This window comes from Streptosporangium saharense (assembly GCF_014203715.1).
In the GTDB taxonomy this organism is placed as follows: Bacteria; Actinomycetota; Actinomycetes; order Streptosporangiales; family Streptosporangiaceae; genus Streptosporangium; species Streptosporangium saharense.
Map to the genome: position 1 here is coordinate 1,226,659 of NZ_JACHJP010000001.1, position 25,938 is coordinate 1,252,596.

Annotated in this window: 21 protein-coding genes; 12 read left to right on the forward strand and 9 right to left on the reverse strand. The window is 72.3% G+C overall.

All coding sequences use genetic code 11. The features are described 5' to 3' along the window. Window positions 1-57 precede the first annotated feature (57 nt). Window positions 58-1,452 (forward strand): NAD(P)H-quinone dehydrogenase, encoded by a 1,395-nt coding sequence (locus FHS44_RS06030; protein WP_184712845.1) that lies wholly within the window; start codon window positions 58-60, stop codon window positions 1,450-1,452. Between the two features lie 23 nt (window positions 1,453-1,475). Continuing rightward, entirely contained in the window at window positions 1,476-2,306 is an 831-nt protein-coding gene (locus FHS44_RS06035; RefSeq protein ID WP_184712846.1) for an alpha/beta fold hydrolase, read from the forward strand. Here FHS44_RS06035 and FHS44_RS06040 read toward each other — a convergent pair. The 8 genes from FHS44_RS06040 to FHS44_RS06075 all read right to left on the reverse strand — a co-directional run bounded on the left by FHS44_RS06040 (window position 2,303) and on the right by FHS44_RS06075 (window position 13,760). Beyond that, entirely contained in the window at window positions 2,303-3,502 is a 1,200-nt protein-coding gene (locus FHS44_RS06040) for a pentapeptide repeat-containing protein (RefSeq protein ID WP_184712847.1), read from the reverse strand. The genes FHS44_RS06035 and FHS44_RS06040 overlap by 4 nt on opposite strands. An 80-nt stretch (window positions 3,503-3,582) precedes the next feature. Then, the gene (locus FHS44_RS06045; RefSeq protein ID WP_184712848.1) at window positions 3,583-5,268 is read right to left on the reverse strand and encodes an ABC transporter ATP-binding protein; all 1,686 of its coding nucleotides are present in this window, start codon (window positions 5,266-5,268) and stop codon (window positions 3,583-3,585) included. Continuing rightward, on the reverse strand, window positions 5,265-7,031 hold the full coding sequence (locus tag FHS44_RS41640) for an ABC transporter ATP-binding protein (RefSeq protein ID WP_184712849.1): 1,767 nt from the start codon (window positions 7,029-7,031) through the stop codon (window positions 5,265-5,267). The genes FHS44_RS06045 and FHS44_RS41640 overlap by 4 nt, the downstream gene beginning before the upstream one ends. Before the next feature lie 9 nt (window positions 7,032-7,040). After that, window positions 7,041-8,057, reverse strand: a complete 1,017-nt coding sequence (locus tag FHS44_RS06055) for an iron-siderophore ABC transporter substrate-binding protein (RefSeq protein WP_246435090.1) — start codon at window positions 8,055-8,057, stop codon at window positions 7,041-7,043. A 120-nt stretch (window positions 8,058-8,177) separates the two neighbouring features. Next, on the reverse strand, window positions 8,178-9,227 hold the full coding sequence (locus tag FHS44_RS06060) for a FecCD family ABC transporter permease (protein ID WP_184712851.1): 1,050 nt from the start codon (window positions 9,225-9,227) through the stop codon (window positions 8,178-8,180). Beyond that, window positions 9,224-10,282, reverse strand: coding sequence for a FecCD family ABC transporter permease (locus tag FHS44_RS06065; RefSeq protein ID WP_184712852.1), 1,059 nt, complete (start codon window positions 10,280-10,282; stop codon window positions 9,224-9,226). The genes FHS44_RS06060 and FHS44_RS06065 overlap by 4 nt, the downstream gene beginning before the upstream one ends. 233 nt (window positions 10,283-10,515) lie before the next feature. Then, entirely contained in the window at window positions 10,516-11,880 is a 1,365-nt protein-coding gene (locus tag FHS44_RS06070; protein WP_184712853.1) for a hypothetical protein, read from the reverse strand. Window positions 11,881-11,987: 107 nt separating this feature from the next. After that, window positions 11,988-13,760 carry an acetyl/propionyl/methylcrotonyl-CoA carboxylase subunit alpha gene (locus tag FHS44_RS06075; protein WP_184712854.1) on the reverse strand — a complete coding sequence of 591 codons (1,773 nt, stop codon included), beginning with the start codon at window positions 13,758-13,760 and terminating at the stop codon, window positions 11,988-11,990. 370 nt (window positions 13,761-14,130) lie between these two features. Between FHS44_RS06075 and FHS44_RS06080 the strand changes: the two genes are divergently transcribed. Then, window positions 14,131-14,403: a WXG100 family type VII secretion target gene (locus tag FHS44_RS06080; protein ID WP_012888044.1), complete on the forward strand. Its 273-nt coding sequence runs from the start codon at window positions 14,131-14,133 to the stop codon at window positions 14,401-14,403. Window positions 14,404-14,475: 72 nt separating this feature from the next. Here FHS44_RS06080 and FHS44_RS06085 read toward each other — a convergent pair whose 3' ends face one another. Beyond that, the gene (locus FHS44_RS06085; protein ID WP_184712855.1) at window positions 14,476-19,056 is read right to left on the reverse strand and encodes a type VII secretion EssC family protein; all 4,581 of its coding nucleotides are present in this window, start codon (window positions 19,054-19,056) and stop codon (window positions 14,476-14,478) included. Window positions 19,057-19,739: 683 nt separating this feature from the next. Between FHS44_RS06085 and FHS44_RS06090 the strand changes: the two genes are divergently transcribed. From FHS44_RS06090 to FHS44_RS06130, 9 genes are read left to right on the forward strand one after another with little or no spacing between them, the layout of a single operon-like run. Beyond that, on the forward strand, window positions 19,740-20,438 hold the full coding sequence (locus FHS44_RS06090) for a hypothetical protein (protein WP_184712856.1): 699 nt from the start codon (window positions 19,740-19,742) through the stop codon (window positions 20,436-20,438). A gap of 1 nt (window position 20,439) precedes the next feature. Further along, the gene (locus FHS44_RS06095) at window positions 20,440-21,195 is read left to right on the forward strand and encodes a hypothetical protein (protein WP_184712857.1); all 756 of its coding nucleotides are present in this window, start codon (window positions 20,440-20,442) and stop codon (window positions 21,193-21,195) included. After that, on the forward strand, window positions 21,192-22,493 hold the full coding sequence (locus FHS44_RS06100; protein WP_184712858.1) for a TadA family conjugal transfer-associated ATPase: 1,302 nt from the start codon (window positions 21,192-21,194) through the stop codon (window positions 22,491-22,493). The genes FHS44_RS06095 and FHS44_RS06100 overlap by 4 nt, the downstream gene beginning before the upstream one ends. After that, the gene (locus FHS44_RS06105; RefSeq protein ID WP_184712859.1) at window positions 22,490-23,410 is read left to right on the forward strand and encodes a type II secretion system F family protein; all 921 of its coding nucleotides are present in this window, start codon (window positions 22,490-22,492) and stop codon (window positions 23,408-23,410) included. Before FHS44_RS06100 ends, FHS44_RS06105 begins: the two co-directional genes overlap by 4 nt. Further along, window positions 23,400-24,338: a type II secretion system F family protein gene (locus FHS44_RS06110; protein ID WP_184712860.1), complete on the forward strand. Its 939-nt coding sequence runs from the start codon at window positions 23,400-23,402 to the stop codon at window positions 24,336-24,338. The genes FHS44_RS06105 and FHS44_RS06110 overlap by 11 nt, the downstream gene beginning before the upstream one ends. 1 nt (window position 24,339) lies before the next feature. Beyond that, the gene (locus FHS44_RS06115) at window positions 24,340-24,609 is read left to right on the forward strand and encodes a hypothetical protein (RefSeq protein ID WP_184712861.1); all 270 of its coding nucleotides are present in this window, start codon (window positions 24,340-24,342) and stop codon (window positions 24,607-24,609) included. Beyond that, entirely contained in the window at window positions 24,593-25,039 is a 447-nt protein-coding gene (locus FHS44_RS06120; protein ID WP_184712862.1) for a TadE family protein, read from the forward strand. The genes FHS44_RS06115 and FHS44_RS06120 overlap by 17 nt, the downstream gene beginning before the upstream one ends. Next, on the forward strand, window positions 25,036-25,443 hold the full coding sequence (locus FHS44_RS06125) for a TadE/TadG family type IV pilus assembly protein (protein ID WP_312863540.1): 408 nt from the start codon (window positions 25,036-25,038) through the stop codon (window positions 25,441-25,443). Before FHS44_RS06120 ends, FHS44_RS06125 begins: the two co-directional genes overlap by 4 nt. Next, window positions 25,440-25,877, forward strand: a complete 438-nt coding sequence (locus FHS44_RS06130; protein WP_312863541.1) for a pilus assembly protein TadG-related protein — start codon at window positions 25,440-25,442, stop codon at window positions 25,875-25,877. Before FHS44_RS06125 ends, FHS44_RS06130 begins: the two co-directional genes overlap by 4 nt. Window positions 25,878-25,938 lie beyond the last annotated feature (61 nt).

Here is a 25,938-nt window from a genome sequence, read left to right on the forward strand (position 1 = left end):
ACAACCGAAGGGGACCCACCGGGTGAAAGCCGCGAAAGATGCGGGACAATGGAGTACGTGACGAGGATCGTGATCATCGGTGGCGGGCCCGGCGGATACGAGTCGGCCCTGGTGGCCGCGCAGCTTGGAGCACGGGTGACCGTGGTCGAGCAGGACGGCCCCGGAGGGGCCTGTGTCCTGACCGACTGTGTGCCCTCCAAGACTCTGATCGCCACCTCGGTCCGTAAACAGGCCCTGCTCGACGCCAGCATGCTCGGCGTGCACTTCACCGGCGGCCCCGACGGGGAGGTCGGCGGCGTCATCGCCGACATGCCGCTGGTCAACAGCCGCGTCAAGGACCTCGCCCAGGCCCAGTCGGCCGACATCGCGGCGCGGCTCGCCGCCGAGGGGGTCGAGGTGATCAGGGCCCCGGGGCGGCTTGTCGATCCCCAGGTGGTCAGGGCCGGTGACCGTACGATCAGGGCGGACGTCGTGATCGTGGCGACCGGCGCGACCCCGCGCATCCTGCCCTCCGCCGAGCCGGACGGCGAGCGCATCCTCACCTGGCGGCAGATGTACGACCTTGAGGAGCTTCCCGAGCACCTCATCGTGGTCGGCTCCGGCGTCACCGGCGCGGAGTTCGCGGGCGCCTACCGCTCGCTCGGCTCGGAGGTCACCCTCGTCTCCTCGCGCGACCGGATGATGCCCAACGAGGACGCCGACGCCTCCGAGGTCCTGGAGGAGGTCTACCGGCGCCGGGGGATGAACGTCATGGGCCGCTCCCGGGCCGAGTCCGTCAAGCGCACCGCCGACGGCGTGGTCGTCACCCTTGAGGACGGCAGGACGGCCGAGGGCACCCACTGCCTGATGACGGTCGGCATGATCCCCAACACCTCCGGCATCGGCCTTGAGGAGGCCGGGGTCACCCTCGACCGGGGCGGGTTCATCCAGGTGGACAAGGTCTCCCGCACCTCCGCCCCCGGCGTCTACGCGGCCGGTGACTGCACCGGCGTGCTGATGCTCGCCTCCGTCGCCGCCATGCAGGGCAGGATCGCCGTCTGGCACGCGCTCGGCGAGGCCGTGCAGCCGCTGCGCCTGGCGACCGTGGCCTCCAACATCTTCACCGACCCCGAGATCGCCGCCGTCGGCGTCACCCAGAAGGCCATCGAGGCCGGTGAGATCGTGGCCAACGTCGTCAAACTGCCGCTGGCCACGAACGCCAGGGCCAAGATGCAGGGGTTCAACGACGGCTTCGTGAAGCTGTTCTGCCGTCCGAACACCGGCATCATCCTCGGTGGCGTCGTGGTGGCGCCCCGGGCCTCGGAGCTGATCCTGGCGGTCTCGGTGGCCGTCCAGCAGCGGCTGACCGTGGACCAGCTCGCCCACACCTTCGCGGTCTATCCCTCGCTCTCCGGATCCATCACCGAGGCGGCCCGTCGTCTGATGCAGCCGATGACCCCCAGCGGGATCTGACCTCGCCAACCGACGGGAGTCTCATGGCACGTCTCGACGTCAACGGGATCGGGCTCGACGTCCAGGTCGAGGGGGAGGGACAGGCCGTGCTGCTCGTGCACGGCTATCCCGACACCCACGCCTGCTGGCGGTACCAGGTGGCGGCGCTGAACGCCGCCGGATACCGCACGATCGCTCCGGACCTGCGGGGGTTCGGCGGGTCGGACAAACCGCCCGGGCTTGAGCCCTACGAGCCCCAGCGGTTCGTCGGGGACCTGCTGGGCGTCCTCGACGCGCTCGGCGTCGAACGGGCGCACGTGGTCGGGCATGACTGGGGTTCGGCGCTCGCGCAGTTCCTCACCATGTTCGCCCCCGACCGGGTGGCCAGCCTCACCTGCCTGTCGGTCGGCCACCCCGCCGCGCTGGCCGCCGCGGGCTGGCGGCAGCGGGAGAAGTCGTGGTACATGCTGCTGTTCCAGTTCGAGGGCGTCGCCGAGCGCTGGCTCAGCCAGGACGACTTCCGCAACGCCAGGCAGATGCTGGCCGGGCACCCCGACGCCGCCGAGGTCGTCGAACGCATGCGTGACCCGGCGGCGCTCACCTCGGGCCTGGCGATCTACCGCACCGGGGTGCCCCCGGAGAGCCTGGTCGCCCCGCCGCCCGAGCTGCCGCCCCTCCAGGTCCCCACGCTCGGGGTGTGGAGCAGCCGCGACCCGTTCCTCACCGAGGAGGCCATGATCGGCACCGCCGCGTACGTCAACGCCCCCTGGCGCTACGAACGCGTGGACGGGGCGGGCCACTGGCTGCAGCTTGAGGCCTCAGACCGGGTCAACGACCTCCTGCTCACCCACCTGGCCCGCTACCCGGCCATCTAGCGGGACGTCCTGGCGCGCAGCCTGTTCAGGGCGTTCCTGCCGTCCTGTACGGCGCGCGCCACGAACTGCAGCTCCCCGTCCCGCCTGGCCACGGTCAGCGCGTTCTTGGCGGCCTCGTAGGCGTCGATGGCGTGCCGCCAGTCGGCGTCCGCGGTCATGCCGCCCCGCCCGCTGATCTGGAACTCGTAGTCGAGCTGGTCGATCTCCTCGCCGAGGCGGGTGATGTCCTCCTCGGCCCCGCGCCGCATGTGCGCGAACCTGGCGTTGCGCCTGTTGCGCCGCTGGGCGCTGACCCCCCAGGCCACCACGGTGACCGCGAGACCGAGGGCGCTGAGCACGACCATGACGAGCCCGACGGACACCCTTGAAGGCTGGTCCGTCGAGGCCACCGGGCTCTCCGTCTCGTCGTCGGCGGGCGTCTCCGCGGGCGTCGGTACGGTGAACGGCAGCCCGCCGACGCCCTTGGGGGTTCCCCTGGCGCCGGTCAGGTCGGCGTCGTCGGCCTGGGTGAAGGAGGCGTCGTCGACCAGCGCGCCGACGAAGGAGGCCCCGTCGAGCTCGGCCTGGTCGAACACGGCCTCGCGCAGGTCGGCGTCCTTGAAGACCGCGTGTCCCAGGTCGGACTGCCCCATCTTGGCCTCGTGCAGCTTGGCCCGGGTGAAGTCGGCCTTGCGCCCCTTGAGCTGGCCCGGCCTGCTCTCGTTGAGGTCGGCGTCGACCAGCTTGGCGTTGACGAAGTTGACCTGGGTCAGCACGGCCCTGGTCAGCTTCGCCCCGGTCAGGTCGGCGTGCGGGAACTCGGCCTGCCCGGCCTCGGCGTCCACCAGGATCGCCCCGCGCAGGTCGGCGTGGTCGGCGTGCATCTGGCCGAGGTCGGCCTCGCTGAGGTTCGCCCCGCGCAGGTCGGCGTACTTCAGCGTGGCCTGGGTGAGGTTGGCCTGCCTGAGGTCGGCCCCGCGCAGGATCGCTCCGGTCAGATCCTTCTGGATGAGCTCGACGCCCCCCAGCTTCGCCTTGGTCAGGTCGGCGCAGCGCAGGCTGTACGGCAGGGCGGCACCCTTGGTGAAGTCCTTGCCCCGCAGGTTGGGGCCCTGGCCCGGCCTACACGGCCCGGCCGCGGCCTGGGCGGGAGAGATCATGGCCCCTGACAGCGCGAGGATCGCGATGAGGAGTGTCAGGGAAACGGAACGACGCACGGGAACCTCCTTGGAACAGTCCCGATCGTGTCAGTGGATCATTGCATCCCGCTAGACGGCCGCTTGCACGTCGTGGGCGGTCACCGGGCCACGGCCAGGCGGTAGGTCTCGTCGGCGAGGAGGTCGCGGTGGGTGCCGTCCGCGATGACGGCGCCGTCGTCCAGGACGAGCACGCGGTCCGCGGCGCCGAGGAAGGCCGGGCTGCCGGTGATCACGACGGTGGTGCGGTCGCGGCGCAGCTTCGCGACGTTGTGCGCGACGAGCTGTTCGGTGACCGCGTCGACGGCCGTCGTCGGGTCGCGCAGGACCAGGACGCCGGGGTCGGCGGCCAGGGCGCGGGCCAGGGAGAGACGCTGGCGCTGCCCACCGGAGAGGTTCGCGCCCCGGTCCCTGACGCCGTGGTCGAGCCCCTCGGGGTGGAGGGCGACGACGTCGGTCAGCATGGACGCCTCGACGGCCTCGGGGATAATGCGACCGGTGCCCGCGGGGTCGATGTTCGTGCGGAGGGTGCCCGCGAAGATCTCCCCGTCGTACGGGTTCACCAGCAGGTGCTCGCGGACCGTCTCGACCGGCAGGTCCTCAAGCCTTCGCCCGCCGAGCCGTACCGTGCCCCCGTAGGAACCGGGCGGGGCGGCCATGGACAGGACCGCCGCCAGGTCGGCCGCCACCCGGGGCCGGTAGGCGACGACCGCGACGAACTCCCCGGCGGACACGTGGAAGCCCAGATCCCGCAGGGAACCGTACCGGACGCCGTCGAGCGTGAGGTCCCCGCCCTCCGGCGGGCTCTCACGCCCCGGGACCGTCACCGGGGGCGCGGCCAGCACCAGCGCCATCCGCTCGGCGGAGGCACGCGCGACCATCACGTACTTCGGCATCTCGGAGAACAGTTTCAGCGGCTCCATGATGAACTGCGCCAGCCCCACGGCCATGACGAGCTCCCCGACGGTGATGCGGCCGTCGAAGGCCAGCCAGCCCGCCGTCAGGGTCACGGCGGTCGCGAGGAGCGCGTTGAGCGCGAGCGCGGTGCCCGCGTAGACGCCGTTCACCCCGGCGACGGCGACCGCCTGGTCCCTGGCCCGCGCGCTGACCCTCCGGTAGGACAGGAACGCCGCGTGGTTGCCGCCGAAGCCGTGCAGCGGGCGCAAACCGGCGATCAGGTCGGAGACCTTCGCGGCCGCGCGGGCGACCCTGGCCTGCTGTTCGCGGGTGGCGGTGCCGATCCGTCTGGACATCACGCTCAGGACCGACAGGATCGCGGCGGTTCCCACGATCACCAGCAGGCCCAGCCGTACGTCCGCCAGGCCCAGGGCGAGCGCCGCGACCAGGACCGCGACCAGTGAGCTGACCAGCAGCGGCACCACCTCGATGATGTCGGCGGTCTGGTCGGCGTCCTCGGTGGCGACGGTCAGGATCTCCCCGGACCTGAGGTCGAGGTCCCTGGCCACGGGCTGGAGCCCGTGGGCCGCGACCCGCACCCGCCAGCGGTGCGCCTCGGTGGTGTTGGCCCTCTGCAGGATCCGCATCCCGAACCGCCACGAGAGGGAGACGGTCGTGATGATCACGGCAAGCGCGGTGATCGACAGGGCGAGCGCGCCGAGGCTCCTGTCCCGCAGCGTGTGTTCGACGATCAGGCCGAGCGCGATGGGGAAGGCGGTCTCGGCGGCCTGGTACATGCCCATGAGGACGGTGCCCGCGGCCATGGCGCCCGCGTTGCGCCGCAGTGCCGTGCGGAGGATGCCGGTCCCCGTGACCTCTGGAGTCGTCATCTGCCCTCTCGCCAGGCGCGCCACAGCCGCGCGTACCGGCCGTCCAGCGCCACCAGCTCCTCGTGGGTCCCCTGTTCCACGACCCGCCCCGCGTCCAGTACGGCGATGCGGTCCGCCGCCCTCGCCTGGGTCAGCCGGTGTGCCACGAACAGTGTCGTACGGCCCCGGCACGCGGCGGCCACGGCCCGTTCCAGTTCGGCGGCGCCCTGGCTGCCCGCCTCCGCGGTCGACTCGTCGAGCACCACCACGGGCGAGCGGCCGAGCACCAGCCTGGCCAGCGCGACCTGGGCGGCCCCGGTGCCGTCGAGGCGCTCGCCGCCCTCGCCGACCAGGGTGTCCAGCCCGTCGGGCAGCGTCGCGACCCACGTTTCGGCGCCGCTCTCGCGCAGGGCGTCCATCAGCTCGGCGTCGCTCGCCCCGGGCGCGGCCAGCCGCAGGTCGTCGGCGAGCGTGCCGGAGAACACGTGCGTCTCCTGCGTCAGGATGCTCACCAGGGCCCGCGCCCCGGCCTCGTCCAGGTCGGCGAGGTCGGTCGATCCGACGCGCACCGACCCGGCCTGCGGGGTCCCGACGCCCGCGACCAGCGCCGCCAGCGTCGACTTGCCCGCGCCCGTGGCCCCGACCAGCGCGAGTGAACCGCCCGCCGGGATCACCAGGTCGACCTCCCGCAGGACCGGCCGCTCTGAGCCGGGGTAGCCGAACGTCACCCCTTCCACGGTCACCGGGTACGGCCCGGCCTCCGCGACGGCCACGTGACCGACCAGCCTCTCCTGCGTCGCCTCCCCGAGCACCCCGACCAGCCGGGTCAGGCTCGCGCCCGACTTCTGCGCCTCGTCGAAGGTGAACATGATGGAGCCCAGCGGGTTGAACAGCCGGTGGAACAGCAGGGGAGCCGCCGACGCCTCGCCCAGGGTGACGGCGTCGGCCTCAAGCAGGGCGTAGCCCGTCACGATGATCAGGACGAGCCCGACGAACTCGGCGCGGTTCTCCCTGCCGACGAACCGGCCGAAGAGCCGGAACACCTCGATGCCGAGGTCACGCACCCGCAGCGACTCGCCGGTGACCTTCTCGCGGAAGGCGCCCTCAAGGCGGTACGCCCGTACCGTGTCGATCCCGTCCAGGCCGCTAACCAGCGCCTGCGCGCGGTCGGCCTGGGCCTCGCGCTGTTTCCTGTACAGCGGGGCCGACCTGGGGAGATACCAGCGCAGGGCCAGCGCGTAGGCGGGCAGCGCCCCGACACCGGCGAGCCCGAGCCGCCAGTCCAGCCCGAACATGCCGGCCGTGGCGACGACGACCAGCACGCCGGCGGACAGAACCGTGGGGACTGCCGTGCGGATGCCCCTGGACAGCACGGCCACGTCGTCGCCGACCCTGGACAGCACGTCTCCCCGGCCCGCCTGCTCGATCCGCGCGCTCGGCGTCCCCAGCACCGCGCGGACGGCGCCCTCCCGCAGCCGCGCGAGCAGGTCCGCGCCCAGCCGTCCGATCAGGTACGTCGAGGCGGCGGTGGCCGCCGCGGCGAGGAGCGCGGCGGCCAGCATCAGCGCGCCGACCGTGACCAGGATCGACCGGGGCTCGTCGTTGATCACCCCGTCGACCACCCGGCCGAGCAGGAGCATCGGCAGCACCTGGAGCGCGGCCCCGGCCACCGTGGTGAGCATGGTCGCGGTCGTCAGCCACGGCGTCTCGCGGCAGCGCGCAACGACCCAGCGGGCGGCCTCACGGCCGCCCGCCGTGCGCAGGGTGTCTACGGGGGTGTTCAATCCGGGGGTTCAGCCGACGGACTTGACGAGTTCGTCGATGGCGTACGGCAGGGACAGCAGGGTGCTCTGCGACAGGGCGGCGCCGATCGCCGGGCCCTCGCTGTCCAGGAGGTAGGTGACCTTGCCGTCCTTGACCGCGGACAGGTTGGTGAACAGCGCGAACTTCTTCAGCGCGTCCTGGTCGGCCTGGTCGGCGATGACGAAGATGCGGTCCACGTCGACCAGGTCGATGCGCTCGGGGGAGAGCACGGTGTAGAACTTGCCGCCCGCGACCTTGTCGATCTCCGTGGCGCCCTTGAAGCCGATGCCCGTCACGATCCGTCCGCGCACGTCGGTGGTGGCGAACGGCGCGACCGAGTCCTTGTACCAGGACAGCGCGACGGCGGTCTGGTCCGCGAACTCCGGGTGCGCCTTACGGGCGGCGTCCAGCTTGTCCTGGATGCCCTGCACCAGCTTGGCGCCCTCGTCGGCCTTGCCGAGCGCCTTGGCGATGTGGAGAGCGTTGTCCTGCCACGGCGCGCTGAACGGCTCCGCCTCGCCCTTGGTACGGCCGACCGTCGGGGCGATCTTGGAGAGCCGGTCGTAGGCGGCCTTGTCGATCTCCGAGTAGACCGCGATGATCAGGTCGGGCCGCAGGGCGGCGATCTTCTCGTAGTTCGGGCCCGAGTCACCGTTGTTCATGATGACCTCGGGGCGGGCGTCGCCCCACCTGTCCTTCACCCACGGCCACTGGGTGTTGATGTCGGGGGTCTTGCCCGGGGGGTTCGGGTACTGGTCGACCATGCCGACCGGCTTGACGCCCAGCGCCAGGATGGCCTGGTCGTCGGTGTAGCCGACGGAGACGACCCGCTCCGGGGCCTTGGTGATCTGCGTCGATCCGAACGCGTGCTCGACGGTGACCGGGAACACACCACCCGGACTCGCCGCGGTCTCGCCGCCCGGCTTCTCCGCGGGTTCGGAACCGCATCCCGCGAGGAGGCCGACACCGAGGGCCGCGACGGAGAACGCCGTTGCGAACCGCCGCAAGGTCTTCGTGACCGTTGTTCTTTGGAGGAGCATCCCGGAATCCCTTGCTTTCGTGCAATCCGCTACAAAACCAACCAGCAGCGGAGAAACCGTAGCATGTGGGATTAGGGGAGCCTAACCTCACCTCGCTCTGAGGTTCGCCCGCACCAGCAGGTAGACGAGGAAGGGGCCGCCGATCGCGGCGGTGACCACGCCGACCGGAAGGGTGACCGGCAGCGCCGTACGCGCCACGAGGTCAGCGCAGGTCAGCAGCAGCGCGCCCGTCAGCCCCGAGGCCACCAGCGGCGGCGCCGGGTGCCGTGTCAGGCGCATCGCCACCTGCGGCGCCACCAGCGCGACGAACGGGACCGGGCCCGCGGCGCTCACCGCCACGCCCGCCAGCAGCACCGCGCACAGCAGCAGGACCGCCCGCACCCGTGAGTGCCGGACGCCCAGGCCCGTCACGACGTCGTCGTCCAGCTGCAGCGCCCTGAGGTGGGGCGCCACGCACGCCACGACGGCCAGGAGGGCGAGCGTGCACCACAGCGCCACCCAGACCTCCCCCCACGACCGGTCGTTCAGCGAGCCGACCAGCCACACCTGGGCCCGCGCCACGTCCCTGATGTCGGCCGTGACCAGCAGCCAGGTTGTGATCGCCTCCATCACGGCGCTCACCGAGATGCCGATGAGGATGAGCCGCAGGCCGTTGATCCCGCGCCGCCAGGCCAGGAAGTACACAAGCAGGCCGGTGCAGAGCCCCCCGGCCAGCGCCGCGGCGGACAGGCCCACGGAGCTGACGATCGTCGCGGCGGCCCCGCCGGAGACCGTGACCAGGGTCACCGCGACCGCGCTCGCGCCCCCGGTGATGCCCAGGATGTCGGGGCTGGCCAGCGGGTTGCGCGCGATGGACTGCGTGATCGCCCCGGACACCCCGAGCGCGGTCCCCACGACGATCCCGGCCAGGGCGCGCGGCATCCGCAGATCCATGATCACGAACTCGTCGACCTGCTCTCCCCGGCCCAGGAGCGTGGTGACCACCTGGGGCAGGCCGATGGGGAAGTCCCCGGCGCCGATGGACAGGCAGAACACCACGAAGGCCGCCACCGCCAGCAGCAGCGTGACGAGCACCATCCAGGGCCGCCACACGAACGACACGGAGCCGAGCCGTACGCCCGGGGCCGAGGTCTTCATATTGTCTTGAACTTTCCGCGCCACACCAGCGCCGCGAAGAACGGGGCGCCGACGAGAGCGACGACGATGCCCGCCTGTAGCTCCCCGGGCCGGGTCACCACGCGCCCCACGATGTCGCAGACCAGCAGGACGAGGGCGCCGAGCAGCCCCGCGCACGGCACCAGCCAGCGGTAGTCGGGGCCGATGAGGTAGCGGGCCACGTGGGCCACCATGAGGCCGAGGAACGCGATGGGGCCGCACGCCGCCGTCGTCGCGCCCGCGAGCAGGGTGATGGCCGCGATGCCGACGGCCCGGCTCAGCGTGAGGTTCACCCCGAGCCCTCGCGCCACGTCGTCCCCCAGGTTGAGCAGGTTGATGGCGGGCAGCGTGAGGGCCGCCAGCACCAGGCCGACCACCACGAACCCGGTCAGCGGCCAGATGACGCCGAACCCGACCCCGGACACCGAGCCCGCGTTCCAGAACCGCAGCGCGTTCAGCGACGCCTTGTCCGACAGCGCGACCGCTATGGTCATCGCCGCCAGGAACACCGTGACCCCCTGCCCGGTCAGCGCGAGCGTCAGCGGGTTGCCCGCCCCCCGGCCGAGACTCGCCAGCCCGAACACGATCACCCCGGCGATCCCGGCCCCCAGGAAGGCGAACCAGACGTACTGGTACGGATTGCCGAGCCCGAACAGGATGATCACCGAGACGACGGCGAACGAGGCGCCGGAGTTCACCCCCAGCAAGCCCGTGTCGGCGATCGGGTTGCGCGTGTATCCCTGGATCAACGCCCCACCGACCCCCAGAGCGACCCCGGCCACGATCGCGAGCACGGTCCTGGGCACCCGTACGGTCCGCACGATGAGCGTTATCTCGGTGAGCCGCTGGTCGGAGCCCGAGGCCGTGAACAGCCCGTGCCACACCTCGGCGGGACTCAACGCGCGGGCGCCCACGGCCAGCGAGACCGCCCCCGCGAGCAGGAGGACGACCACGAGCGCGCCCAGGCTCACCCCTCGCCGCCGCCGACGGACCTCCGTGGCCTCGGTCGTGGGACGTTTCACCACAGACGTACTCATTCGACGTACGTTATCCCTTTGCCCCACTGGAGAGCCGACCGGAGTGCCACGGCCTCTCGGGAGCATGCCGTACGGCGTGCGCGCCTTTCAGGTGTGCACCTCTCCGAAGGCGAGGGCTTCAAAGGCAGGGCTTCAAAGGCGAAGGGCGCGCCCCCCGGAGGGGACGCGCCCGTTCACACTGCTGGCCTTCTGACCGTGCTGACCGTGATGGTCGCCGGGTCGGTCAGCGGTGACTACCAGTCGCCGCCACCGAAGTCCCCACCGCCGAAGTCGCCTCCGCCGCCGAAGTCACCCCAGCCTCCGCCGCCGAAGTCGCCTCCGCCGCCGCCGAAGTCACTGCCGCCACCGCCGTCCATCATGCCCTGCTCGTAACCGGCGCCGTAGCCGCTGTGACCCCAGCCGCCGCTGAGCATGCTGCCCATCATCGTGCCGACGAGCATCGCGCTCATGACGTCGCCGAAGCCGCCGTAGTAGCCGTAGGCGTAGGGCTGGTAGGCAGGGCCCGCGTCGTAGTAGGGGCGGTACTGGCCATCGACCATGACCTGACGCGTCTGCGGCTCGAAGCCACGCTCGATGGCCTCGGCGTCGGCCGCGCAGGCGGGCACGTCGCGCACCGCGCCACCGGGCGGGGCCCAGCGGACGTCACGGACCGAGGGGCCGTGCTGCGGGTTGAAGAAGCAGGGCGAGCGCCGCTCGGGGAGCGGCTGGTTGTTCACCCGTGCCTTCACACAGGCCAGGGCGTAGCGGCCCTCCTCAAGGGCGGTGGTCACCCCGCGCAGCTCGTCGGAGCGCTTGACCGCCGCGAGCTCGACCTTGGCCCGCTCGTAGGAGTCGAGGGCGCGCTGCCAGTCCTGCAGGTGCTCGGAGCCGCTGCCGAGGAGCTTGACGTCGGTGTCCAGCTCGGTGATCTCCTCGCCGAACTTGGTGACGTCCTCGTCCACGGTCTGCTTGACGGCGGCCAGCTCGGCGGCCTCGCGGGCCTCGCGCTGGCGCTTCTTCTTGCGGGAGTAGAAGAAGATGCCCAGACCACCGGCCGCGGCCAGCACCAGGATGCCGATCAGCACGCCGCCGCCGGAACCACCGGAGGAGGAGCCGGACGAGCTGGGGCTCAGACCGGCGCCGGTGGCCGCGTCGTCGGCCAGCTTCACGAAGTTGACGATGTTGTCCGTCGGGCTCTGGGTCGTCGCGGCCCTGCTGAGCAGCTCGTCGACGTCGATGCCCTTGACGTTGGAGACGCCGAACGGCTGCTTGCCGTTCATGACCAGGATGGTCGACTTGCCCCCGATGTCCTTACGCAGGGAGGTCAGCAGCGTCCTCGCCTGGGACTGGCTGGTGACCGAGCCGGAGGGCAGCAGCGCCACGTAGACCGTGGAGGTCTGCTCGGCGGCACTGCTCATGGCGTCCTGGGCGTTGGTGGGGATGCCCGCCGCCGGGTCGGCGTAGAAGTGGTCGCCGTCCTTCAGGCCGGACGCGATCGTGCTCGGGTCGGGCGCCGCGGCGTTCGCCGCCGGCGCGATCATGAAGATGGTCAGCAGCCCGGCGAGCAACGCGATGATCGCGGCACCGAGGCGACCTGACGCAGTTTGCTTGGTGGTCACGGCAGAAAGCCCTCCTTCGCCCTGGAAGACGAGCGAGTGGACGTCAGAGTTCCCCCCTGACCGTAATCCTTTCCCAATCCGGACGCGCCCCCGGAGGCGGGAAGAGATCAGTTGTCACGGATGTCACAGATGGCGGCACCCGCCGTGACGGTCTGCCCGACCGCCGCGCTCAGCCCGGCCACGACCCCGGCCCGGTGCGCGGTCAGCGGCTGCTCCATCTTCATGGCCTCAAGGACCGCGATCACGTCCCCGGCCGCGACCACGTCCCCGTCGGCGACCGCGACCTTCACGATCGTGCCCTGCATCGGGCTGACCAGGCCGTCCCCGCTCGCCGCGGAGGCCCGGCCGCCGCCCTGGCGCCTGCTCGCGCGCCTGCCGCCCGCCGCGTTCCCGGTGGCCACGGCGCCCGCGCCACTGCCGAGCCCCGCGGGCAGGACCACCTCAAGGCGCTTGCCGCCGACCTCGACCGTGACCCGCTCGCGCTCGGCCGTCCCCGGCTCGGCGACCGGCCCGGCGTACGGCTGGACCGGGTTGACGAACTCCGTCTCGATCCAGCGGGTGTGCACCGCGAACGACGACGCCCCGCCCGGCGCCGTGAACGCCTCCTCCTCGACGACGACCCGGTGGAACTCCGCGACCGTCGGCATTCCCTCAAGGCGGAGCTCGGCCAGCGCCCGCCTGGCCCGCGCCAGCGCCCGCCCCCGGTCGGCCCCGGTCACGACGACCTTGGCCACCAGCGAGTCGAAGGCACCGGGGACCGTCATCCCCGCCTCGTATCCGGCGTCCACCCGCACCCCGGGGCCCGCGGGCCAGCGGACCGCGGTGATCGTGCCCGGCGCGGGCAGGAAGCCCCGTCCCGCGTCCTCGGCGTTGATCCGGAACTCGATGCTGTGCCCGCGCACCTGAGGGTCGTCGTAGCCGAGCGGCTGTCCCTCGGCGATCCGCAGCATCTCGGAGACCAGGTCGAGCCCGGTGACCTCCTCGCTGACCGGGTGCTCGACCTGCAGGCGGGTGTTGACCTCCAGGAAGGAGATCGTGCCGTCCTGGCCGACGAGGAACTCGCAGGTGCCCGCGCCGACGTAGCCCGCCTCGCGCAGGATGGCCTTCGACGAGGAGTACAGCAGGGCGATCTGCTCCTCGGTCAGGAACGGCGCCGGGGCCTCCTCGACGAGCTTCTGGTGCCTGCGCTGCAACGAGCAGTCACGGGTGGAGACCACCACCACGTTGCCGTGTTTGTCGGCCAGGCACTGCGTCTCCACGTGCCGGGGCCGGTCGAGGTAACGCTCGACGAAGCACTCGCCCCTGCCGAAGGCCGCGACCGCCTCGCGAACCGCGCTGTCGTACAGCTCCGGGATCTCATCGAGGGTCCTGGCCACCTTCAGGCCACGCCCGCCACCGCCGAAGGCCGCCTTGATCGCGATCGGCAGGCCGTGCTCGGCGGCGAAGGCCACCACCTCCTCGGACCCGGAGACCGGCTCCGCGGTCCCGGCGACCAGGGGAGCCCCCACCTTCTGCGCGATGTGCCTGGCCTGCACCTTGTCGCCCAGCGCGACGATCGCTGAGGGGGGCGGCCCGATCCAGGTCAGCCCGGCGTCGATCACGGCCTGGGCGAAGGCGGAGTTCTCGGCGAGGAAGCCGTATCCGGGGTGGACCGCGTCCGTGCCGCTGGCCTCGGCGACCGCGAGCAGCCTGGCGATGTCGAGGTAGGTCTCCGCGGGGGACTGCCCGCCGAGCGCGTGGGCCTCGTCGGCGAGCTGGACGTGCAGGGCGTCCAGGTCCTGCTCGGCGTAGACCGCGACACTGGCCAGACCCGCGTCCCTGCAGGCGCGGATGATCCGTACGGCGATCTCGCCACGGTTGGCGACCAAGACCTTCTGCACCGACGTTGTTCCCTTCATCACGTGCGAACGGGGGGCTGGCGGGCCTTCATCGGAGTTTAGGCGTCAGGTGGCGTCTGGGAAGAGCGGGGTCCCGCCCGCCGGGATTGGGATTTGACGGTTCCCGTTTTCGGTCGTCCGGATCGGCTGTCATCTCCCCAGGTGGGGGCCGGGCGCGACCGTCGGCGGGTGACTCTTCTCGCGCGCTGATTCCCCATATGACACGCGACTTACAGCAAATGACGCGTTATCCGGTGTGCAGGTATGGGAAGATCCATAGCCGCTCGGCATAATCCGAGTAACTCCGTGATCCACTCACCTATCGTGATGTCGTTTGGTGAGCCCCCGACACCGATCCAGAAGGAGTGCTGGCATGAGCCAGAACTTGCTTGGTGGCAATCCCGCGGAAATGCAGCAGATGGCCACCCAGTTCACCCAGCAGGCCGACCAGGTGAGGGCCACTATGGCGGCTCTGGACCGTGAGGCGGGAAAGGTCGGCACCGCGTGGACCGGCCCGGGCGCCCAGCGTTTCACCGAGGCCTGGCAGAACTACCGCGCCGCCTTCCAGCGCATGTCCGAGGAGCTCGCCGAGGCCTCCCGCGTGATCAACACCTACCGCGGCAACATCGAGTCCGCCACGCGCTGACTTTCGCCGCGCGAACGCCGCCCTGGATTTCCGACGTCCGGGGCGGCGTTCGCGTTTTCTCACAAAGAGAGTTCAGCCGGGCAGGGCCGTCTGCATGGGGGTGACCGTGCCCAGCGCGACCAGCAGCCCCCGCCCCGGCGGGCCGCCGACCGCCCCTCGGGGCAGGCGGATGGTGAACAGGTCGCCGTCCGCCGGGCTCTGCACGGAGAGCAACAGGCCGGTGCGGGCCTTCCTGGCCTCGGCGACGAAGCCCCGGTAGGCGGTGGTCAGGTCACCCGTCGTGCCGCCGATGATGAGGCCGTGCTCGCTGTCGCGGCCGGTGCGCAGCACCTGTTCCAGGGACATGCCCAGGGGGGAGTCCGCGGAGACCAGCTCCGCGTCGTCCACGATCGCCACGTAGCGCTCGTGCCCCGCCACGGCCCCGTCGAGATCCCCGTCCGCGCCGAGTACGGCCAGCACCCCCTCCTGTCCGGCGAGCGTGCTGAGCGGGCTGCGCCTCGGGGTGACCACCACGACGGGCGTCCCCCTGTCCAGCAGGGAGCGCGCGGCGGTCAGCAGCGCCGAGGAACGCCCGGAGCGGGACGGCCCGGCGACGACAGCGCCCGGCCCCTGGGTGAGCAGGTCCACGCCGAGCGGGGTCAGCGAGTCGCCGCCGACGCCGAACAGCGCCCACAGCGGCGAGGACGGCTCGAAGGACGGCGCCAGCTCAAGGGCCTGCGACGCGGTGATCCGCATGGGCAGCGCGTCCACCCGCAGCGGGGGCTCGCCGTCCCACACCCACCGGCCTGGCTCCGCCGTACCGGACAGACCACCGAAGCGCTCCGGCACCGCGCGGGCCAGCGCCTGCAACGTCGCGACCTGGGCCGGTCCCGAGGGGTCGTCGCACAGCAGGGCGATCTGGCTCTCGACGATGCCGTGCTCCCCGGTGGACAGCGCCCTGCCCAGGGCGAGCGTGGCGGGCAGGTCCTTGACCGGCAGCCCGGCCAGGCCGTAGTCGGTGGGGTCGGCCAGGCGCAGGATCAGCCGGTCCTCGAAGACCGTGGAGATCTGCCCGAGAAGCACTGACCTGTCCCCGGTCACCACGGCGCGCAGCCCGACCGCGGGGCCCTCCCTGAGCAACTGCATCGCCGACTCGATCAGACGCCCGTAGTCGTAGCCCTCGAACGCGGCGACGAACCCCTCCCACCGGTCGAGCATCAGCACCATCCACGGCAGCCTGGGCCCGGTCGTGGCGGCGCGCAGCTCGGCCAGCGACGCGTAGCCCGCCTCGGCCAGCAACTGCTGGCGCCGCGCGACCTCGGCCCGCAGCCGGGTCAGCAGCCGTTCGACCCGGTCGAGCTGGTCGCGGGTCACCACGGCGCCGCAGTGCGGCATGGCCATCAGCGGCAGCAGCGCCCCCGAGCCGCAGTCGATCGCGTGCAGGTGCACGTCCTCCGGGGAGGCCCCGGCGGCGATGGCCCCGGCGAGCGTGCGCAGCGCGGTCGAACGGCCGCTGCGGGAGGAGCCCGCCAGGAGCAGGTGCCCGCCCGAGGCCAGGTCGAGCGCCAGCGGCCTGCGGGCCTGCGCCCACGGCAGGTCAGTCGTCCCGAACGCCAGCGGCGGCACCTCCTGCGTCCCCGGCCTGTACGGCGGCGCGTCCCCAGGGCCGACGGTGGCGCCGGGGGCCACCAGCAGGTCGTCCAGCGGCGGCAGCCAGGGACTCGGCTGCCTCGGGATCCCGGCGACCTGGGCGGCCTCGACCAGCGCGTCGGCCAGGATGGACAGGTCGGTGACGGCGGCGTTCTCCGGGCCCGCCTCCGGTGGGGCGAGCGACTGCCCCAGTGCCCGCCAGCCGACCTCCGTCACCCTGGCCCGCACCTCGCTCTGCGCGCCGGGGCCGCGCCCGCCGATCCGCGCGGTCTGCACCGCCGCGGGCGTGCCGACGCCCGACTTCACGTAGCACCGGCCCGGGGTCGCCTTGGAGATGTGCGCGGCGTCCGGCCTGCCGATGACGTCGGAGGACTCGGCGGCCTCCGTCACCCGCAGCGCGATGCGCAGCGAGGTGTTGGCCTGGATGTCGGCGGTGACCACGCCCCCTGGCCGCTGGGTGGCCAGGATCAGGTGGATGCCCAGCGAACGGCCCCGCCTGGCGATGTCCACCAGGCCGGTCATGAAGTCGGGCAGCTCGCTGACCATGGCCGCGAACTCGTCGATGACCAGCACCAGGCGGGGCAGCGCGATCAGGGGGTCGGTGCGCAGGGGAAGCTGCCTGACCGCCGAGCCCGCCCCGGCCACCAGCAGGTCCCGTGAGGCGCGGGCCCGCTGCGCGTCGCGCAGCTCGTGGTAGTCCTCGATGTCCTTGGCCCCGGCGGCGAGCAGCAGCCTTTCGCGGCGGCGGATCTCGGCGGCCAGGGAGGCGAGCGCCCGCTGCGTCAGGTGGCCGTCGAGGTCGCTGACCATGCCGACCGTGTGCGGCAGCCGTACACACTCCTTGAAGGCCGCGCCGCCCTTGTAGTCGATGAGCACGAACGTCATCTCGTCGGGGCGGTTGGCCACCGCGAGGGAGCAGATGAGGGTCTGCAGCAGCTCCGACTTGCCCGCGCCGGTGGTGCCCGCGATGAGCGCGTGCGGCCCGTCGGTGCGCAGGTCCACGGCGAAGACGCCGTCGGGGCCCGCGCCGATCACCGCCTGTGTCGTACGGCCCCAGCGCTCGGCGAGGACGGTCCCCGAGACCGAGGGCAGGTCGAGCAGGTCGAGCAGCCGGGCCGAGCCGGGCAGGGCGAGGGCGGCCTCGTCGCGGCTGACGTCGCGCACCGGCGCCAGGGAACGGCCGAGCCGGTCGCACCAGGAGGAGGAGACCCGGTCGGCCAGGATCTCGCCGAGCCCGTCGAGGCCGCCGCCGCGCAGCCGTACGGTGCCATCTGAGGCCACGTCGGCGACGGTCGCGCACTCCTCGGGCAGCAGCCGCTGGTCGTCGTCGAGGGCCAGGGTGTAGACGCCCGCCCTGGGGCCCTGGCGCAGGACCTGAGGCATGCCGGGCAGGGCGCGCAGGACCTGGGCGCCGTCCAGGACGACCAGCACGTCGTAGGGCCGCTCGTCGTAGACGGGCGCCACGTCGGCGCCTCCCTGGGCGCCGTCCCCCCAGCCGGAGGGGATGCGGCCGAGCTTGGACAGCGAGCCCTCCTCCTCTCCCTGGCGGCCCTCGATCAGCGCGGTCAGCTCGGTCACCCTGCGGGCGGCGGCCTCGGGGTCGGCGCCGACCAGCGCGACGCAGTCCTCGCCGCCGTGCGGGGCGCTGTGCGGCAGCCAGCGCACCCAGTTCCAGTTCTCCTCCCCGTCGCGGTGCGCGGAGAGCACCACGATCGCCAGGTCACGGGGGCTGTGCAGGGCCGCGGCCTGGCCGACCAGCCACCGGGCCAGGCCCGTGACGGCCTGCCGCGGCCCGGTCAGGCCCGCGACGCCGAGACGGCGCATGGCCAGGGCGACGGGCACCGCGTGGCAGTCGGGCGGGTCGGGGAGCGCGGTGTCGGCGGGGGCGGAGCGCTCTGGGGCGAACTCCAGGGCGGCGGGCAGGTCGGCGAGCCCCACCCGGAGCCTGAGCGCGTCCTGGTCGTGGTCACGGCGCTCCCACAGCCGCCGTCGTGGCCCGGTCGCGGTGAGCAGCACCTCGGCGGGGTCGGGCGCGGCGGCGCGGCGCTCGGCCTCGTCCTCGGCGCGGGCGCGCTCGACCTCGGCCTCGAAGACCTTCAGGCGCGCCTTGTACTCCTTCATCTGCTGGCGGTACTGCTTGCGGCCGTGCCGCCGGTCGCTCCACCACTGACCGATCATGATCAACGGCGTCATCAGCGCCATCAGCAGGAAGTACCAGATGTGCAGGGCCCAGGCCATGACGATGCCGAGCACCGCGGGCAGGAAGGCGGTCAGCAGTTGCAGCCGCATGGTCTCGGCGCGCTTGGGTTCGGCGGGGACCTCGAAGCGCCGGGTGCCCGGGGGCGTGCGCAGCCTGGGCGGCCGGTTGTAGGCGAGGCCGCCGTCGGGCTGGGCGTCCAGGTGCGCGTCCGGGGGCTCGACGGCCCTGAGCGTCAGCACGCTCGCGCCACAGGTCAGTACGGCGTGCTCCGGCCACGGCACCGCCTCCCCAAGCGGCTCGCGGTCGAGCCTGGGGGTGGAGTCGGGCCCGGCCTCGACGGTGATGGCCTCCGGGGTGAGCCGTACGACGGCGGCCCACGGGGGGAGCATGGGGTCGGCGACGGAGACCGCGCAGGCCGGGTCGGAGCCGACGGTGTGGACGCCCAGGCTGAGGCGGTGCACCGACCCGGCGGCGGGGCCGCCGACGACCCGGATCTCCACGATGCCGCCCGGCTCCTCGGCGAGCGTCGCGGCGGCCAGGTCGCGGTCGAGGGTGACGAGGTCGCCGTCGCGGAGCAGGCCGAGGGCGGGCGCGTCCGGGTCGAGGAGGCGGCCGTCGAGCCACAGGGGCGGGGGTTCGGACCCGGCGTCGCGGTCCAGGCCGTAGGGGGCCTTGGTGCGCGTCAGCCGTACCACGTTGCTCGGGCGCTCACCGGCCTGGCCCGCGAGCGCCTCGGCGAGCCTGGCCACCGTGGTCGTGTCGTCGGCCTCGACCACGACATCGCGGTCGGCGTGCTCGCTGAGCACCGTGAGCATGATCCGCATCGACGCTCTCCTCGGGTCGGAGCCCCGGTCCACGGTACAGAGTGGCTCTTGCCGCGTAAGGGTGGTTTGCGGCAATGCCATGGGTTGTGGAGCGGTATGTGGAAAACGTGGCGGCCTGTGGAAAACCGCCCGATGGCAGTGGCCAGTCGTGCCGTTTTAAATGGGCGTTCGCTCATGGGACCGCGCACGGGAATGGCCGGGTGAGGCTGTGGAAAACTCAGGCCGCCGCCTCGCCGTACGGCCTGACCTGGGGGGTCGTGACGCCGGAGTGACACGGGCTGTCCGTTTTCCGGGGGGAGGACCGGATCCGGCGCGGAGCCGGGGCGGCGCGCCCGAACCGGTTCGCCATGACACAAGCCATGTCGCAAGCCATGACGCAAGGATGACACACGGGGAACGACCTTCTGACCGCATGGTGAAGAGCGCGGACCTTTCCCGCCGAATGGGTCACCTAAACGCCGAGACGGATGATACACGAGTTAATCGGAGTCCTTATCACCCCGATAAGTCACCTGTCATCTCACCAAACCGCCAGCATCCCCAGCATCGGCGTTGACAGACCTGTTCCTATCAAACGAGCATGGGACCTGGATTTTGTCTGCCTGTTCATCGGTGCGGTGCGCATAATGGCGTAAATTCGAGCAGTAGTCCCATTTGCGAAGACTCTGGGAGTCCCCCTACCCATGAGGACCAGTGAGAAGCCGGGCGGCCGCCCCTCGGCGAACACCGAGCGGCCAGGCGCGCAACCAGGTCTTTCCGGCCCGGCGTCGCGCAAGCTCCCCGTGTCCCCGCGCGAGCGCAAGCCCGCGCTCGCGGCCCTCGCCCTGCTGCTCATCCTGGGCGGCGCGCTCGCGACCACCCTCCTGGTGCTGCGCAGCGGCGACCGGGTCTCCGCGATCAGGATCGTCAAGCAGATCGGCGGAGGGCAGCAGATGCTCGTCACCTCCATGGAGGAGGTGCAGATCGCCGACACCGGCGTCGACTACGTCCCGTGGTCCCAGGCCGCCCAGGTCGCCCGTAACTTCGCCAGCGTCACCCTCCTGCCCGGCACCCTGCTGACCCCCAGGATGGTCGCCTCGGCCAGCGGGGAGCTCGGACCGGGCAAGGCCATCGTCGGCCTGTCGCTCAAACCGGGCCAGCTCCCCATCACCCTCGACGAGGGCGACCGGGTCCAGGTGATCTACGTGCCGGGCCGGGGCAGTGACGGCACGCAGAGCCGGGTCCTCGCGCAGAGCGCGCTCGTCCACCGGATGACCGCGACCAGCAGGGGAACCCCCGCGGGCCCGCTGGCGATCGTGGTGGACGTCAAGGACGCGCCCCTGATCAGCACCTACGCCTCAAGCGGCGAGGTCGCGGTGGTCGAGCTGCCCGGGGCCCGCTGAGATGGCGCTCATCGTGCTGGCGGCCGACAAGGGGGCGCCCGGGGTCACCACGGCGGCGACCGCGCTCGGGGCGGTCTGGCCGCGCTCGGTCCTGCTCGCCGAGTGCGACCCGGCCGGGGGCGACCTGGCCTACCGGCTGCCCGCGCAGGACGGCGGCGTGCTCAACCCCGGCAGGGGGCTGCTCACCCTCGGCGCCACGGCCCGCAGAGGTCTGCGGCCCGAGCAGATCCACGAGCACACCCAGCAGATCGTCGGCGGCCTCGACGTGCTGGCCGGGCTGACCCACGGCGAGCAGGCCGCCGGTCTCACCTGGCTGTGGGGGCCCCTCGGCCGCGCCTTCGCCGCGCTGCCCGGCGCCGACGTGCTGGCCGACTGCGGGCGCCTGGGCGGCCATCCCGAGATGGGCGAGCTGGTCTCCGAGGCCGCCCTGGTCGTGCTGTTCACCAGGGCGAGCCTCGACCACGTCGCCCACCTGCGCGAACGCCTCCAGGTGCTGCCCTCCTCCGTGCAGGTCGCGGTCGTGGTGATCGCCGACCCCCGCCAGTACCGCACGACGATCGACGAGGTCCGCAGGATCGTCATGGCCACCGGCAGGCAGGTCGCCTTCGTGACCGGTATCGCGCACGACCCCAAGGGCGCCGAGCTGCTGCGCGGCCAGTGGGGCGGGCGCCTGGACCGCTCGCTGCTCATCCGCACCGCCCGTGAGCTGGCCGGACGCCTCGCCGCCCAGATCCGCGCCCCGGAGCACGCCCTATGACCGTCGACCACGCCCTGGTGAAGCGCTTCCGGCAGGAGGTCGGCGACCGGCTGGCCCACCAGCGCCGCCTCGACCAGGCCAGCGGCCTGCCGCCGATGAGCGGCGAGGACGAGCGCCAGTTCGCCCGCGCGCTGATCGCCCAGGTGCTTGAGGAGTTCGCCCGCGGCGAGATCGGCGTCGGCCGTACCCCGCCGAGCGCGGAAGAGGAGGAGGCGCTCGCCGGGGGCATCCACGCGGCGCTCTTCGGCGTCGGCCGCCTGCAGCCGCTGCTCGACGACTCCGACGTCGAGAACATCGACATCAACGGCTGCGACCGGGTCTTCGTCAGCTACGCCGACGGCCAGGAGCTCATGAGGGAGCCGGTCGCCGACTCCGACGAGGAGCTCATCGAGCTGATCCAGGTCCTCGCCGCCTACAGCGGCCTGTCCAGCAGGCCCTTCGACACCGCCAACCCCCAGCTCGACCTGCGGCTGCCCGACGGCTCCCGGCTCTCGGCGGTGATGGACGTGACGGTCCGCCCCGCCGTCTCCATCCGCCGCTCCCGCCTGGGCAAGGTCTTCCTCAGCGACCTGGTGGGCAACGGCACCGTCACCCCCGAGATCGGCCGCTTCCTGTCGGCTGCGGTCGCGGCCCGCAAGAACATCATGATCTCCGGCTCGACCAACGCCGGGAAGACGACCCTGCTGCGCGCCCTGGCCAACGAGATCCCGCCGCACGAGCGCCTCATCACCGTCGAGCGCGCCCTGGAACTCGGCCTCGACCAGTTCTCCGAGCTGCACCCCAACGTGGTCGCCTTCGAGCAGCGCCTGCCCAACTCCGAGGGCCAGGGCGAGATCTCGATGGCCGAGCTGGTGCGCCGTTCACTGCGCATGAACCCCTCCCGGGTGATCGTCGGCGAGGTCCTCGGCGACGAGATCGTCACCATGCTCAACGCCATGACCCAGGGCAACGACGGGTCCCTGTCGACCATCCACGCCAACTCCTCCATGGAGGTCTTCAACCGCATCGCCACCTACGCCCTCCAGGCCGCAGAGCGCCTGCCGATCGAGGCGACCCACATGCTCATCGCGGGCGCCATCGACTTCGTGGTCTTCATCGAGAAGCGCAACGACTACGCCAAGGGCGGCAGGCTGCGCCGGTTCGTCTCCAGCGTGCGCGAGGTCGCCGGGGTTGACGGGCGGGTGCTCTCCTCGGAGGTCTTCGCCACGACCCCCGACGGCCGGGTCCTGCCCAACGCCCCCCTGTCCTGCATGGAGGAGCTGGCCCACCACGGCTACGACCCGGGAGGCTGGGCGTGAGCGGCCTTCCCCCCGGCCTGTTCGACCCGCTGGTCATGCTCACGGGCGCGGCCCTCGGCGCCGGCCTGTTCCTGCTCGGCCTCGCCCTGTACGGCGTGCGTCCCCGGCCCGCCTCCCCGGGCAGAAAGGCGGGAAGGCGCGACCTCCTCAAGGCCCTGTCTACCCGCTCGGCCATCGGCGCGATCGTGGGCGTCCTGGTCCTCGTGGTGACCGGGTGGCCCGTCATGGCGGCCGGGGCCGTACTGCTCGCGCTCGGGTGGCGGGGCCTGGCGGGCGGCGCGGCGGAGGAGCGCACGGCGATGCGGCGCCTTGAGGGCCTGGCCGCGTGGACCGAGTCGCTGCGCGACACCATCGCCGGGGCGGCGGGCCTTGAGCAGGCGATCCCGTCGTCGATCAGGGCTGCGGCGCCGACCCTGCGCCCGCACCTGCTCTCGCTGGTTGACCGCCTGCACACCAGGATGCCGCTGCAGGACGCGCTCAGGCTGTTCGCCGACGAGCTGGACGACCCGTCGGCCGACCTCGTGGTCGCCGCGCTCATCCTCAACTCCAAGCTGCGCGGCCCCGGCCTGCGTGACGTGCTCGGCGCGCTCGCCGTCTCGGCCCGCGAGGAGCTGGACATGCGCCGCCGCGTGGAGGCCGAGCGCCGCTCGACCCGGCGCAGCGTGCAGATCGTGGTCGGTACGGCCGTCGCCTTCGCCGTGGCGCTCGTGGTGTTCAACCCCTCCTACGTCGCCGAGTACGACAGCACCCTCGGTCAGGCCGTGCTCGTGGTCGTGGCGGGGTTCTTCGGCGCGGGCTTCGCGTGGATGCGGCGCCTCGCCCGCTTCGACAAGCCCGCCAGGCTGCTCGGCCTGCCCACGGGCCTTTCGGGGAGCCCCGCGGCCCTCGCGGCAGGGGAGGTGCGCGATGCCGACTGACGCGTTGTTCGCCGGGGGAGTGTTCGGCCTCGGGCTGTTCCTGCTGATGCGGGCGCTGTTCCCGGCCCGCCCCGGGCTGGTGACCCGGCTGCTGGCCCTCGACGCGGCCAGGGAGGGCACCCAGGCGCCCCGGGCCAGGCTCATCCTGCCGGACGAGGACGTCAGCGCCCTGCGCAGGGAGCTGGGGGTACGGCTGGCCCGCTTCTACGCGGCCAGGGGCTGGCAGGTGCGCTCGGCGAAGGCCGACCTGGCGCTGCTCGGCAGGTCGTTCGAGGCGTTCCTGGCGACCAAGGTGCTGCTGGCCGTCTCCGGGCTGCTGGCCTTCCCCCTGCTGGCCGGGTGGCTGGTGCTGATGAGCTGGGACGTCTCGCTCACGATGCCGCTGTGGGTCGCCCTCGCGGTCTCCGGGGTGTTCTTCGTCCTGCCCGACCTGCAGGTCAGACGGGACGCCGCGCGGATGCGCCGTGACTTCCGGCACGTCGTCGGCGCCTTCCTCGACCTGGTCGCGATGAACCTCGCGGGCGGCCGGGGCGTGCCGGAGGCGCTGCTGATGGCCGTCTCCGTCGGCGCGCCCGCCGGGGACGAGGAGGAGGCGAACTGGGCGATGGCGCGCATCCGCGAGGCGCTCGGCAACGCCAGGATCGTCGGCATCACCCCCTGGCAGGCCCTCGGACAGCTCGGCGACGAGATCAACGTGGACGAGCTGCGCGACCTGTCCGCCGCCCTCGGGCTGGTCGCCGACGACGGTGCCAAGGTCCGCGCGTCGCTGACCGCGCGCGCGGCCACCCTTCGGCGGCGTGAGCTCGCCGAGATCGAGGGGCAGGCGGGTGAGCGTTCCCAGTCGATGCTCGTCGCCCAGCTCCTGCTCTGCGCCGGCTTCGTGATCTTCCTGAGTTTTCCGGCAGCGATGAAGATGTTGGGGTCCTGACATGCTGAACCATCCGTGGATCGTCTACGCGACGGCCTTCCTGAGCGTACGGATCGACCGGGCGCGCAACGCTCCGAGCCGGGGCGCCTCCGCCGTCGAATGGGTCATCATCACCGCCATCATCGCCGGGGTCGCCCTCGGCCTGGCCACCCTCATCAGGTCTCTGGTCGAGGGCAGGCAGGGGGAGATCTCCGACCAGTTCGGCGACAGCGGTGGCGGTGGTGGTGGCGGGGGCGGCGGCGGAGGTGGCCCGGTTGGCGGCAACGGCTGAGACATCCCGGCGCGGGCGTCGCCGGGACGGCGAGCGCGGAGCGACCGTCGTCGAGCTTGCGATGATCATGCCGGTCGTGCTGGCCATCGTGCTGCTCGTCGTGCAGTTCGCCCTGTGGTTCCACGGCCGCCAGGTGGCCGACGCCGCGGCGCGGGAGGGCTCCCGGCTGGCCAGGATCGACTCCGACTCCTGGCAGGAGGACGCCACCTCCAAGGCCGAGGAGGTGCTCAAGGCCATCGGCCCCAAGCTCCTCGACGGCGCGAAGGTGACGACCTGGGAGGAGGACGACCAGCGGGGGGTCGAGATCACCGCGACCGCCGTCCAGGTCGTCCCGCTGCTGCCCTCGACGAGCCTGACCATCACCTCGCGCTTCGGCGGCCCTGTCGAGTGCTTCCGTCCCGACGACGGAAGTGAGGGGTGCCAGGAGTGACCCGGCGACCGGACAGGGACCCGGAGCGGGGATCGCTGTCGGCGGAGACGGTGCTGCTCGCGCCGGTCTTCCTGCTGTTCCTGCTGTTCCTGGTCGGCGCGGGACGCGTCGTCGAGGCCCAGGGCGAGGTGAACGGCGCCGCGAGGGACGCCGCGCGGGCCGCCTCCGTCGAACGCTCCCGCTCCGAGGCGGAGAGCGCGGCCGAGGAGGCGGCCAAGGCGTCGCTGTCCGGGCAGTGCGAGCCCGAGGTCAGCCTCGACGGCACGGAGTGGAAGGCGGGCGGCCAGGTCAAGGTGACGGTGACCTGCTCGCTGAACCTGGACTTCCTCGGCTTCGGCGCGGCCAAGGACATGCGGGGGGACGCGGTGACCCCCCTTGAGCAGCTCCGGAGGGTGGAGGAGTGACCCCTTCCCACGGCCCCCGTGACCGGGGGTCGATGTCGGTCTTCACGGTGATCTTCTCGGCCGTGGTCTTCATGCTGGCCGGGCTCCTCGTGGACGGCGGCGGCGCCATCAACGCCAGGCTGCGGGCCGCGGACATCGCCGAACAGGCGGCCAGGGCCGCCGCCGACAGGATCGACGTCGAGTACCTCCGCGAGAGCGGCCAGGCCCGGCTGCTCGGCGAGGACGAGGTCTGCGCGAAGGCGAAGGAGATCGTCTCCGCCTACAGCGGCTCCGACGTCCGCCTCGGCGAGTGCTCGGTCGGCGCCGGGCAGGGCGAGGTCACGGTCCGGGTCTCGGTGGCCTGGACGTCGTTCTTCCTGGCCGCGCTCGGCTTCCCCGGCTCCGACATGGAGGCCGCGGCCACCGCGGGACCCGACATGGGGGACGACGGGTGACGGCCGCGGGCCGTACCTCAGGCCGTACCGATTGACACGAATCGCTGGCAGAGCCGGCCGA

Coding starts and splice junctions, on each gene's coding strand:
- FHS44_RS06060 (WP_184712851.1), bottom strand. CDS start 9,227: ATGAAGACCTCGGCCCCGGGCGTACGGCTCGGCTCCGTGTCGTTCGTG.
- FHS44_RS06035 (WP_184712846.1), top strand. CDS start 1,476: ATGGCACGTCTCGACGTCAACGGGATCGGGCTCGACGTCCAGGTCGAG.
- FHS44_RS06045 (WP_184712848.1), bottom strand. CDS start 5,268: ATGACGACTCCAGAGGTCACGGGGACCGGCATCCTCCGCACGGCACTG.
- FHS44_RS06115 (WP_184712861.1), top strand. CDS start 24,340: ATGCTGAACCATCCGTGGATCGTCTACGCGACGGCCTTCCTGAGCGTA.
- FHS44_RS06095 (WP_184712857.1), top strand. CDS start 20,440: ATGGCGCTCATCGTGCTGGCGGCCGACAAGGGGGCGCCCGGGGTCACC.
- FHS44_RS06065 (WP_184712852.1), bottom strand. CDS start 10,282: ATGAGTACGTCTGTGGTGAAACGTCCCACGACCGAGGCCACGGAGGTC.
- FHS44_RS06080 (WP_012888044.1), top strand. CDS start 14,131: ATGAGCCAGAACTTGCTTGGTGGCAATCCCGCGGAAATGCAGCAGATG.
- FHS44_RS06090 (WP_184712856.1), top strand. CDS start 19,740: ATGAGGACCAGTGAGAAGCCGGGCGGCCGCCCCTCGGCGAACACCGAG.
- FHS44_RS06110 (WP_184712860.1), top strand. CDS start 23,400: ATGCCGACTGACGCGTTGTTCGCCGGGGGAGTGTTCGGCCTCGGGCTG.
- FHS44_RS06100 (WP_184712858.1), top strand. CDS start 21,192: ATGACCGTCGACCACGCCCTGGTGAAGCGCTTCCGGCAGGAGGTCGGC.
- FHS44_RS06085 (WP_184712855.1), bottom strand. CDS start 19,056: ATGCGGATCATGCTCACGGTGCTCAGCGAGCACGCCGACCGCGATGTC.